This window comes from Nostoc sp. DedSLP03, from assembly GCF_034530815.1.
GTDB lineage: Bacteria > Cyanobacteriota > Cyanobacteriia > Cyanobacteriales > Nostocaceae > Nostoc.
This window is the reverse complement of record NZ_JAVRCK010000148.1, coordinates 1-12561: the sequence shown is the minus strand read 5'-3', so window position 1 is coordinate 12561 and position 12561 is coordinate 1. Positions and strand designations below refer to the sequence as shown.

Here is a 12561-nt window from a genome sequence, read left to right as displayed (position 1 = left end):
TCTTCCTCCGTATTATCTCGTAGTCTTTTTCAGAAATCAAATATGATTCCTATAGTACAAGTTATATTATCTCTCTCTAATGATGAGCGATCGCTATTAGAAGAAAGACTTTTTTTCGATTCATCAGAACCTTCAACTCGTGACCTAATACAACTTGATAAAATCGGTGGATCGTTTAAATTTATTGAATATGAACCAGACATATACTCTCTTGAAGACGGATAACCTAGTCTATTATCAAGCTTGTGAACACCGCGAGGCGATAAAATCTGTCAAAGTGATGCCCTATAAAAAGAATTTCAACGAATAGCGATATATACTAATTCAAACAGAGTATCAACGCATGTTACTAGTAAACAATTACCAAGTGGCAGATAGATAAACAAGCTTGGATTTATTGAAGATATAGAACATAATAATTTACAAGGATTAACTGGACAGCCTGGTTCTGGTGAGGTTGCCCATATTATGAAAAAACCAATTACAGCAAGATGAAATTAGCATTAGCAAGAGAAAATTTGCCGAATTTAAGAAAACACAACAATCTAGTATTCTTAACTTTATATGAGAAGATCATTTAGAGCTAATTAGATTCATTGATGACAATAGTAATAATAGATTCTAATGAGTATCAGTAGACAGCTTACACAAATTAACCTCTTTAAGCGGACAAAAGATGGAGAATGGGATACAGGTCTTTTTGTCGGTCGTCCGTTCAGATTAAGCTATAGCAAGGCAGAAATCTTGATGGCAGATGCCTGGAAGCAAAGAGCTAAAGGTATTCCACAAGGATGCTTCTTGTTAGCTTACTATGACAATGAGCTTGATGACCCTGCAAATGTAGAAGCGATTTTACTCCGTGTTATCCAGCCAACAAAGCTGCCTACGGATCAGGATGTCATCAGTAGTATGGTCGAATATTACAAAGACAACATCCGTACAGGTACTCATCAACGGTCTCAGTTAGATACATTCACCCGCTATGAATTCTCTTTCAGCGGTTTAGAATGCTCTGTGCTTGGTTCTTTTTATATTGATGAAACAGGGATAACCCGCTTTGGTGCTGATTTAGAAAATTTCTATAGCGCACATAATTATTCTGCGATCAAGCCATCTCCAGATATCTTAAAAGCTATTGTTAATTACAGGGAAAATGGTACTCCTGGAGGAGTGGGAGATATTAAAATTGGGAAAGTTCGATATAGTTCCAGCCGACGCTTTCAACAGACTGAAATAGATGTTCCTGTCTATGTTCAGGCTCATGATTTTGCAGGAAAGCGAACAGCCTTATTTGGTATGACCCGAACAGGAAAGTCCAATACAGTTAAAAAGATTATTCAAGCTTGCGTTGAAATGAGTAACAACGCACAGTTTCAATTGGATCAATCTCATGAAAAATCTGATGAAGTTTTAAAGCCTTTTACAGAAGACAATAATCCGAAGTATCCAATTGGTCAAATCATTTTTGACATCAACGGCGAGTACGCTAACCCAAACTTACAAGATCAGGGAACAGCCATATTTGATCTGTATCAAGAGCAAACCGTTCGATATTCTACTATACCCAAGGAAGGGTTTCGACAATTAAAAGTAAATTTTTATAATGAGATCCAAACAGGATTTGAACTTATTAAGACTCACCCCTTGATTGCAGAGGATAAGACCAGGTTTGTCAACAACTTTAAGACTGTTACGCTTAATCCCCCAGAAAACTATGAAGTTGATAGATTTAGTTCTGCTGCTAAACGGTATGATCGTCAAGTTGTAGTTTATCTTTGTTGTCTCTACCGTGCAGGTTTTCAGCCTCCACAGAACATTAAAGTTCGCTTTAGTGCAAATAAAGAAATCCGAACTGCTGTAAATCAGATTGCTGGATATGAAACAGAGCCACAAGATAATAACAAACGAACTGGAACATTAGAACTTTTATTAGAACAAGCATCAGTTTGGTGGGAGAACTTCTGGAAGGTGTATACCCCCACATTAGGCACTAGTCAGAAAAAGAATTCGCGAGAAGAAAAAAACTTTGATGAAAATGAAGATGAAGAACTCAAAGAGTGGGCGGATGATGATCTGAAAGCTCTGCTAGCAATGTTAACTGGTCAAACTAAGAATGAAAAGCAGGTCTATTCTCACAACGGGTACAAAGTTCTTACTCCTGTTCGTAACCAACACACTGCTACTGTTCAAAAACCTTTTGATGAAGATATTTTGGCATATTTAAGGGCAGGAAAGGTTGTCATTGTAGATTTGTCTCTAGGGGACGAAAAAATTCAAAGGTTATTTTCTGAAAGAATTACATATAAAATATTTCAAGACTCGATTAATCGATTTATTAATACTTCTCCAAATAATTTTATTCAGTTTTACTTTGAAGAAGCACACAACCTATTTCCCAAAAAAGACGATAAAGATTTATCTCAGATTTATAACCGTTTAGCTAAGGAAGGGGCCAAACTGAATCTTGGTTTAATTTATGCAACGCAAGAAGTTAATTCAATCAGTAGTAACATTTTAAAAGCAACACAAAATTGGTTTATCTCGCACCTTAACAATGAAGACGAAATAAAAGAACTACGCAAATATTACGATTTTAGTGATTTTACTGAAGGGTTGATTCGCTTTAGTCAGGATACGGACAAAGGCTTTGTTCGCATGAAAACTTATAGCAATCCATTCGTGATTCCTGTTCAAATTGATCGTTTTCCACCCGAAGAATTTTTCACTACTTGATTATAAAAAAACTATATGGGTTACTCCAGCAAAAATAATCGTCGTCCTTTTGAGGCAGCAAGCAAAGCATCACATCATCACCTCATAAATGACTCAGAAGTGCAAGCATTGATGGAACATATTTATAAGCCACCTCGTGCAGAAGATATTCCCTTAACAAACTTGACAGTAAATTTTACTCCACCTGCTAACAACCCTGTTGAGGCTATAATTGCTGTTGATGGTGGTTATACTGAAGCTGTTATAGAAAAAGATTTTCCATCTCGGAGTATTCACTTCTTGCAATTTGGCGCATTGTTTTTTAAACAGGAGGATTTGAAGGAAATTGATTCTAGTGCTTTTATTGCACCAGAAGACATGGTAAAACTCAAAAATATCAGTAGACTTAAGCTGGCATTACCGACTAAAAATATCCGTCTCATAAATGAAAATACTTTAAAAGCTAGCGTCTTGAAAACTATCTTTGAGTTTTTTAGAAAAAATTCATTAGACGAAAATAAAAGCTTGATTGATACTTTGGCTTGGTTTATTTTTCGTCGGTACAAAGGACGACAAAGAACAGAGGAAGACAAATATTGGTTCTTAGCCACCAACCCTCTCAGTCCAGATGGCAACCCAGTAACTTTATTGGAAAAAAATATGGATAAAGATCACACCTTCTTATGTCCAGAAACAGGAGGTAAAATACATCTTACCGATATTTTTCGTTTACATGAAGTTATTGACGAGGAAACCGGAGCAACTGGAATACTAGGTTATGTTGTAAATGTTATTGAACACATGGTTATCATTCATTTCATTCGCCAATTATTCAATACTCAGCCAGATATACTCAGAAAAATACTTTTTATTAAAGATGGTTCAACAGGCTTTTTTGGTCAAACTGCTGGTTTGTATAAACCAATGCGTGACCTTATAAACTGGCTTTTAAGTAAAGAGAATATTCTTTTAGTAGGTTTAGAAAAGAATGGCGCATTTGTTGATCACGCCCAAGAAATTCAAAAAATCCTAAAAGCAGGAGAAACACTTATCTTGACAGATGAATATATTTATCGGTACATTTTGCCCGGAGCAGGAGATCCTACTCGCCCCTATGCCTCTACTTCTAATTATGGACATAAAGTTATTTTTAAAACTCACAGCGGACAAATGCACGTCGTTTCAGTACCAGTTAAGGAACTAAAAAAGACTCCTATTAAAAACGATTTACCAAATTTACAAGTTATATTAGCTAATGTAGAGGCATTGCACTGTGATATGTATGATTCAGCATTGTTTCCTGTAGCTCTTGTTAATAAGCTTGTTAGCCTCTCTGCTCATCCTAGCCAGCGCATCCTTCAAAAATTTGCCACTCAAACAATTAAATAAAAATTAATAAAGACATAAATAAAAAATCTCAATTATATATTCAAAACAAGTTATAAATATAAAGCTGAGATGATTGTCTAATAGTTAAAACTTTTGAACCAAAAATTTATCAATCAAAAAAAAACAGAAGCAACAATATTTGAACCATATTATATCCAAAATCACGGGAAATTGTATTTGGGTGATAGTTTGGAACTCATAAAATTCATTCCAGATAGCAGCCTTAATCTCATCCTTACCTCTCCTCCATTCGCTCTTACCAAAAAAAAAGAATACGGTAACGAAAGCGCTGAAAAATACATCGAGTGGTTTCTACCTTTTGCGAATGAATTTAAAAGAGTACTAGTTGATAATGGTTCATTTGTTTTAGATTTGGGCGGTGCTTATATTCCTGGTTATCCCGTGCGTAGCATCTATCAGTATGAACTTTTGGTGAGATTGTGTAAAGAAGTCGGCTTTTTTCTCGCTCAGGAATTTTACCACTACAATCCAGCGCGACTGCCAGCTCCAGCTGAATGGGTAACAATTAGACGTATTCGTGTTAAAGACTCAGTAAATGTAGTTTGGTGGTTGTCTAAAACACAAAATCCTAAAGCAGATAACAAAAAAGTTTTAAAGCCATATAGCCAAAGTATGAAGCAATTACTCAAAAATGGCTATAAGGCTAAAGTCCGTCCAAGTGGACATGACATTTCAGATAAATTCCAAAAGGATAACCAGGGTGCAATTCCGCCAAACTTACTAGAAATTGCCAATACTGAATCCAATAGTGCTTATTTCCGTCGTTGTCAGGAAGCAGGAATTAAAACCCATCCAGCACGGTTTCCTCAAGGGTTCGCCGAGTTCTTCATCAAATTCTTAACTGATGAAGATGATATAGTATTAGACCCTTTTGCAGGTTCTAATACAACCGGCTTTGTTGCTGAAACTCTGCAACGCCGATGGATATCTTTTGAAATTAATGAAAATTATGTAATGGGTAGTCGTTATCGATTTAGCCAATAACCAAATTAAGTAAAGAGTCAAGAGTGAGAAGTTAAAATTGATAACCCTTCGGCAGGCTCAGGGCATCGCTTATAACTCTTAACTCATAGCTACTCAATTAAATTTCTCCATTCACTTGCATTTGATGAACCTGATCGGCTAGCTCTTGACGACCTCGATCATCTAGTTTATCAATAGCTAACATCCCCATCAGAATAACTTCTTTCAGGGTCAAACGTGTGGAATGTGCCTGTTTTTGCACAATCTCTTTAATAATGGGACTGACACCAATCGCTGTACTAGCTCTAGCCACAGAAGAAAAGGAAACACTAATGATTCAGCCTAAATCTTAGCACTTTCAATGAGGTTATTCTCTAGAACTAAACTTAATTTAAGTGTGTTTCAACTCATACTTCAATGAGTAAACAGAAATTTGAAATTACGTATAGTGAGTTATTAAATTCTCAGTATGGCAAACCTGATACTTGCTCATTGAGGACACGTTATCGTATGATATCAATATTCTCAACAGTTAAAATTTTGCCTATTTTTTCCAAAATTTCTACTAAGTTCTCAATCGTCATATTAAAGATAAGAGCTAATTTTGATATAGCAGGGAAGTCAACTGTTGTCGTTTTGTGACGAGGCGCATAACTTGTAACTCTGCCGCAAATTACCTCACAATGGTCAGAAGCTTCTTTGAATGACCACACTTTCACTTGTGCTAGTTATCGAAGCTGTAATCTGAACTAATCACATCTTTAATAATTGTTGCATTTACACCGCTTAATTTCAGATGACAAAACGAAAATGTATACGTATTTCTGTAGCGTTCTCGGTCTAGCCAACTCTCACGCAATCGCGACAATTAACTGAAATCTAAAAACCTAAAATCTGATGTTTATTTTACATATTAGCAACATCAAAAGCAAAAACCTCTGTTCTGAGATCCTCAAAAATCACTCACTAATCGCCAGTTTGCAAACCTAGTTATATTTGTGATAACTGAGTTAGAAAAAGCGAGCGGCTGATGAAAACAGTGCTTTCAGCAGAAGTATTCGCACAAATAAGACTTGTATACCACCGGGAAAACCCTACTTTAAAGAGATCGTAAATTGTCAAATATAATCTTATGAACACGCTTTACAGAAATATACAGCGTAAATAAGAATAATAACTTAACCGAAGTAAAATTTTCCTGAATACAGCCAATTAATGCCGTCATAAGGAAAAGCAGTGAGTAGAGGAGAGAGAAAGCGATGAGGGACCCTTATCTGTTGGCAGCAGGCTTGTTAACAGGATTAGCAATACCAGCATCGGCTCTTCCACATCTGTCAATTGTCCTGCCAGAAAGTTCTAGATTCCTGTGGGATTTAAAACAAGGTTCGCAGACAATAGTCAGTACAAAAATTATCCCCAGCGTCGATCTTTCCTTACCCGAACTCAGCGGCCAAGCGTTCCAACCCCTAAAAAGTTCGCAGCCAATAGTAAGTGAGAAAAACGTCTCTAGCGTACCAGAATTTAGCAGTCAGGGATTACCAGTATCAACAGAGTCATCACTCAACCCCAGCACCCAAGCAACTAGCCTCTTATTGACATCTGGAAATCAACTTTACTACCAAAGATTGGCAGCTCTGAAAACAGGTCAGATTTATACACGCGTAGATAGTGATAATTTGCAATCATTGTGGGAGTCGATCAAGAAACGTCAACTAACTTATGACGACTGGAAAAGTTTATTAGCTTTAGAAGCTAGAGCGATCGCTCAAGGTCAAGGTGCCAATCATCTAAGTATTTTAGTTGGTGATTCTTTGAGCATGTGGTTTCCCAGAGAAAAACTGCCTGCTGGTAAATTGTGGCTCAATCAAGGCATATCTGGAGATACTTCTAGTGGCGTTTTAAAAAGATTGGGGGCATTTTCAGCTACGCGACCAGATGTTATTTACATTATGGCTGGGATTAACGACCTACGAAAAGGCGCTAGTGATGAAACAATTTTGCATAATTATCGCCGGATTGTCCGGCGTTTACGCCAGACTCACCCCAAAGCTCAAATCATTGTCCAATCAATTTTGCCTACTCGTCTAGCAAAAATTTCTAATAGCCGTATTCGTCATCTCAACATCCAACTAACTGCGATCGCTAAACAAGAAGGTGCTAATTATCTCAATATTTATAGCTGGTTTACGGATATGGAAGGCAATTTGCGCCCAGAGTTGACCACAGATGGGTTGCACCTGTCTCAAGAGGGATATGATGTATGGCGAACGGCACTACAGCAGATAGAATACACACTCACTCAGCGTGAGAATTGAGCGATCGCTTTGCTGACACTTAAAGCGATGTCTACGACGGGCTGCGCCTACGCAATTTTTAAATTTATGGAAGTTAGTGATACTGATGCCATCAACATACGTTCTGTAATTGAATACCAATTGGCAGCTTTTAGAAAAGATGATGCCCAAGGAGCTTTTGCCTTTGCTAGTCCGGCGATTCAGGCGCAATTTGTAACCCCAGAAAATTTTATGCTGATGGTAAAAAGAAGCTATCCAGCAGTATACCGTCCTCGTTCTGTATTTTTTGAAAACATAACAACCATCCAGGGAAACATAACTCAACCAGTGCTGCTACTTGCTCCTGATGGAGTCCCGTTGAGAGCTTTATATTTTATGGAAAAACAGCCCAATAATATCTGGAGAATTAACGGTTGCTTTCTAGTTGCTCTAGAAGGTAAATAAACTCTACATTTATAGAACTAAAATTTTATACTTTAACGCCCAAGGCTTCCCTATTTAAAACCTGATTCAACTTCCCGCTACGATAACCTTCTAAATCTAAGGTTACGTAGATAAATCCAAAATCTTGAAATGCCGTAACTAGTGTTTGTAAATCGTTAGTTAATACAAACTCTTTGATTTGTTCTGGTGGTAACTCAATACGTGCTGTATCCCCTTCCGATCGCACGCGCAAATTCTCCCAACCTAGTTTTCTTAAGAAAATTTCTCCTCTACCAACTCGTTGCAACTTAGCTACAGTAATCTCTTCACCATAAGGAAACCGGGAACTGAGGCAAGGTTGAGCGGGTTTATCCCACCAAGGTAAACCGAGTTGTTGCGAAAGTTGGCGAACTTCAACCTTGGTAAGACCGACTTCTGCTAAAGGCGATCGCGCCCCTCTTTCTTTAGCCGCCTGAATTCCTGGGCGATAATCATGCAAATCATCAGCATTCACCCCATCCACCACATAAGGATAACCCAACTCTAAAGCTAAAGGTTTGAGAGTGTCGTGCAACTCACTTTTGCAAAAATAACAGCGGTTAACCGGGTTAGAAGTGTAATTGGGATTTTCCATCTCGTGAGTCTGGACGATTTTATGAGGAATCCCAATTGTTGCAGCTTGAATTTTCGCGTCTTCCAATTCTTCTGGTAACAGTGAAGGAGAAACAGCCGTGACAGCCAAAGCGCGATCGCCCAACACATCATAAGCAATTTTGGCAATCAAAGTGCTATCAACGCCACCAGAGTAGGCAATCAACGCTTGCTCCATTTCTGCAAATAGGGCTTTGAGTTGCTCAAGCTTTACTGTCACCATAACTTTCCAATCCTGCAAAAAATCAATAGCACCCAACATATTCCATTTTAGGCACGTATTCCCTACATTGAGGATTTTGTAGAATGTTGATGATGTATTAGTATATTATATTAGTATAATTTTTAACTGACATTTGATGGTGGATAATTTAATACTCAAACACCATTTGTTAAGAAAATAGTCGATGGCTCAGATTTTAAAGCAAGTAGTTTTGGCGTGTCTCGCTCATCTAAATTTTCCATATCTATTTGTAAACAACCTAAGTCAAAGGCTGTTTTGAGGTCACGTCCGTACGCTAATGATTGATAAAATGCTGTAGCAAAACTGATTGCTGATTCATCTGTAATTTCTGTAGACATCCCAACTACGCTGTCAATGTGTTGTGCAATAGCTTTTGCTTGTGGTTCAGAGTAGCAGGCATTGAGAACAACGCAGCGAATATTATCTTTTAATATAGAAAATAATTGACTGAATGCTCTGACTGAAACAGGATGGTAGTTACTAGAGTTATCTTCTAAAATAATTTCACTGTCTTCACTTCCATGACCAGTGAAATGTACTATATCAGGTTTATGACGTAGCAGAAGACCCTGTAAATCGCTGACACGTACAGCCCAATGTTGAATTACCTCAAATCTATCACGAAATTCTGCTTGACGCAGTGCTTGATCAATTGAGCGACTCTCTTGATCTAATCTAAGATGAGTAGTGTCTGAAGGATTGGCTGCTAAAAAAAGGATTTTAATCATTTTATCACTTTTAATCTTATTTAAGTTGTTAATACTATCTTTAGCAAGAGTATCTTGTTCAATTGCATTTGTTAAATCTAAAAGCACAGATACAATACGATTCTTTTCTCGCCTAATCTCTTCTGTACTTAGAATACCTTTACGTTCACTTTCTTGTAATTGGTTTAAACTAGCTGCGTGTAAAATTACTTCATTATGATAACGAGATGAGTATTTATTAGTAATTTCTGTTAGTTGCAGAATAGCATTTTTTAACTCACCCTTTTGGATTAGGTTTCTAATGTTAGTTAATTTACTCTTCATAGTTTAATCTATAGGTAAAAATAATTGATTAATCAACTGTTTTTTTAGGTATGGTATCAACGGAATATATGCTAGGCTGGCGATCACATAATATTTTCTTACTGAGATAGAATCCTTTTCGATAAAATTGTAGTAACTTAAAATAGTTACTATAGTAACAGTAAACATCACTGCTGTAAATGGAAGGGCTATTAGATTAAGTGTTTTAAATTGTGAATATATATTCGCTTTTTTATTACTTAATGCATGATAGGTAATAAACAAAGCAAATGCAAAAAAGAGAATACTTAGTATTATCTCCTGTTTAAGGCTACGTAATAATGAATAAGAGCTTAAAAAAGAAGCAATATATAAGCAGGAAAATCCAATAGCTACAATATATAATATACCCGATACACAGTCAGTTAAATAAATGTTATTAAATAAAAATATAAGTAGTATTACTAAATTACAAATAAGATAAATTGCGAACAAAACAGTTAACATATCTGAATAATAATCATAAATTAGATCCGCGTTATCTAGGGATAAATTTATTAGAAAACTTATAGAGTAGCTCGAAGGAAAGCTCATTCCTGAGTATCTATTTATTATTGATTGAATTGCTTTTGTTGTTTCTTGATCATTTTTTTGTATTGATTCTATCAAATTAGCTAAAGTGCTTATATTTCTTGTTATTAATTTATTATTTTTATTATCTATTAATTTATGAAATACTTCTATGCTATCGACTAACCCCTCTTTTAAATCTAAAAAAATCACATTTTGACAACTAAGTTTTTCTTTTAAAATATTTTTTATATTATCATTTGTGGCTAATAATTTATTATATTCTTTATTACAAATATTTTTTGTGGCTTCTTTTTCTGGTTTATATTTAAAAGCTTCTAAATATGTGTTAATATCGGTTGTTCTATATTTAGAATTATTTTGAGAATTTATATTTTCAATTGAATTTAATATTAATAAATCTATATTTAGTTTATTCTGGGGAACAACAATGTACGTCATCTTGAATGCTATAGAGTAATTAAATATTATAACTACTGAAGCAATCAAAATGACACCAACACTATACCCAAGTATCTCCAATAAGCCAAAGTTTTTGGAAACTTTACCAAATTTTTGTACAGCATCAAATATGTCATTAAAAAGATATTGCTTCAAACACCAATAAAAAAGCGCAGGTATTACAACAATAAAAAGCACCCCACTATTTATCTGCCATAAAACAGAGATATGATACGGTTTAAGAGGATAAATACTAACCAAACAAATAATCAACAAATTTGCCAGTACTACATAATAAAAAACGTAGTGTAATTTCAGTACCCATAGTCTTGGTCGGTAAAGTAAAAAATAACGGTCTCTTTTCTGCAACCATTTAGGAAATAAAATCTTATTCAATATCTTTTTTATACTTTCAATAAGTTTTTGTATCATGATTGATTTTCAAAAAGTTTACGTGTAGATTTGCTAATATCTCTAAAGTACTTCAATGAAATACCTTGTTCTAAAAAAACTTTTAACAAATCGTTAGCATTGATATTTCTATGGGTGTGAATAATAAAGCCATTACCAGCTTTTTCAATTCTTTTATAGCTAACTTTCTCCAGTAAATCCTCTATTTGTTCTTTGGATTGGTTACAATTTATCTCATAGGAATTTTCTTTTCTATCATCACCAAAGTCTTTAAATAACCCATTATATAGAGTTTTACCATCTTTAATAAAGATAATATTGTCAGAAACATTTTCAATTTCATATAAATTTTGTGAACTGATAATAATTGATTTTGGTTCAGCGACAGAGTTAGCCAAATCTCTTAAGTCTTGTAAAAAAAGCAATTGAGTATTGATATCCAAATTTGCTAATGGTTCATCTAATATAATCAATTTAGGCTTACTGATAAGTGCCTTTGCTAGGGTAAATCGCATTTTATAACCACCAGATATTTCAGTCCATTTTGCTTTTTTATATTGCTCTAATCCTAAACGAAAAGTAATAAATTCTACTTCATCTTTATTATCTTGGCCTGTAAAGCCACGAACAGCTGCTGCAAAATGTAAATTATCAAACAATAAACCATCCCACGCTGTTAATTCTTGAGGTATATAAGCTATTTGTTGCTTAATGGAATACATATCAGTCTTTATATTAGGAGTTAAACCTGGATAATGTAACTCTCCTGCACTTGGTGCTAACTTTCCTGCAATTATTCTTAAAAGAGTTGTTTTGCCATTACCATTTTCGCCAACAATAGCTGTTATTTCACCTATTTTTAGAGTTAGATTTACACTAGATAACTGGAATTTGACAGAGCGACTTTTATAAGTCTTATAAATTTGTTCACCTTGAAATACAATTGAATCATTGGAAATGCTTTTCTGTCTTCGGATTTCTATGAATTGCTCTTTATGTATTTCGAGTTGCGTTTTGTTCCTGTTTATCTCATCTAGAGGCTGTAAATTATAGAAGTCAGTTTGTAATTTTTCAGACTTGGATTGTACTACAATAGTATTTTCGTGCTTAGGTATATCTTGTATTTCTAATTTATACTTGTCGCAAATGGATATAGCAACTTCCACAATTTGCTTTCTTAATTTTCTTTTTTTATAATCTATATTGTCTGTGTTACCAGAAATACGCTCCTCATCGCTTAAATCTTTGTATGCACCCCGAATATCGATAATTTCTGCTCTATAGTTTTTACTATTAGAAAAATCTGTTTCCAAATCCATTAATCGCTTCGTTGCTGCATTGAGATCATTTGAGGCAACTAAGGTGATTTCTAGGAAAGAATTTACCAATGGAGGTAAAATGTACCCTTGAT

General features: G+C 35.2%; 11 protein-coding genes. 6 read left to right on the top strand and 5 right to left on the bottom strand.

The window, feature by feature from the left end; translation table 11 throughout:
- The 4 genes from RM368_RS36500 to RM368_RS36485 all read left to right on the top strand — a co-directional run.
- Positions 1–225 (top strand): hypothetical protein (locus RM368_RS36500; RefSeq protein ID WP_322698578.1); only part of this gene is annotated, 225 nt, incomplete at its 5' end.
- A gap of 399 nt (positions 226–624) precedes the next feature.
- Positions 625–2733: an ATP-binding protein gene (locus RM368_RS36495; protein ID WP_322698577.1), complete on the top strand. Its 2109-nt coding sequence runs from the start codon at positions 625–627 to the stop codon at positions 2731–2733.
- Positions 2734–2748: 15 nt separating this feature from the next.
- A complete protein-coding gene (locus tag RM368_RS36490) occupies positions 2749–4101 on the top strand; it encodes a NurA domain-containing protein (RefSeq protein WP_322698576.1) in 1353 nt (450 codons plus the stop codon).
- A gap of 93 nt (positions 4102–4194) precedes the next feature.
- On the top strand, positions 4195–5106 hold the full coding sequence (locus RM368_RS36485; protein WP_322698575.1) for a site-specific DNA-methyltransferase: 912 nt from the start codon (positions 4195–4197) through the stop codon (positions 5104–5106).
- A 97-nt stretch (positions 5107–5203) separates the two neighbouring features.
- Here RM368_RS36485 and RM368_RS36480 read toward each other — a convergent pair whose 3' ends face one another.
- Entirely contained in the window at positions 5204–5398 is a 195-nt protein-coding gene (locus RM368_RS36480) for a hypothetical protein (RefSeq protein WP_292740248.1), read from the bottom strand.
- Positions 5399–6344: 946 nt separating this feature from the next.
- Here RM368_RS36480 and RM368_RS36475 point away from each other — a divergent pair.
- On the top strand, positions 6345–7400 hold the full coding sequence (locus RM368_RS36475; protein WP_322698574.1) for an SGNH/GDSL hydrolase family protein: 1056 nt from the start codon (positions 6345–6347) through the stop codon (positions 7398–7400).
- A 66-nt stretch (positions 7401–7466) separates the two neighbouring features.
- Entirely contained in the window at positions 7467–7823 is a 357-nt protein-coding gene (locus RM368_RS36470) for a DUF4864 domain-containing protein (protein ID WP_322698573.1), read from the top strand.
- A gap of 25 nt (positions 7824–7848) precedes the next feature.
- Here the strand turns inward: RM368_RS36470 and larE are convergent, their stop codons facing one another.
- The 4 genes from larE to RM368_RS36450 form a co-directional block, all read right to left on the bottom strand.
- On the bottom strand, positions 7849–8676 hold the full coding sequence (gene larE, locus RM368_RS36465; RefSeq protein WP_322698579.1) for an ATP-dependent sacrificial sulfur transferase LarE: 828 nt from the start codon (positions 8674–8676) through the stop codon (positions 7849–7851).
- Between the two features lie 155 nt (positions 8677–8831).
- The gene (locus RM368_RS36460; RefSeq protein ID WP_322698572.1) at positions 8832–9728 is read right to left on the bottom strand and encodes a CHAT domain-containing protein; all 897 of its coding nucleotides are present in this window, start codon (positions 9726–9728) and stop codon (positions 8832–8834) included.
- 3 nt (positions 9729–9731) lie between these two features.
- Positions 9732–11171 (bottom strand): hypothetical protein, encoded by a 1440-nt coding sequence (locus tag RM368_RS36455; RefSeq protein ID WP_322698571.1) that lies wholly within the window; start codon positions 11169–11171, stop codon positions 9732–9734.
- On the bottom strand, positions 11168–12561 hold a 1394-nt coding region (locus RM368_RS36450), incomplete at its 5' end, for an ABC transporter ATP-binding protein (protein WP_322698570.1). The genes RM368_RS36455 and RM368_RS36450, both read right to left, overlap by 4 nt.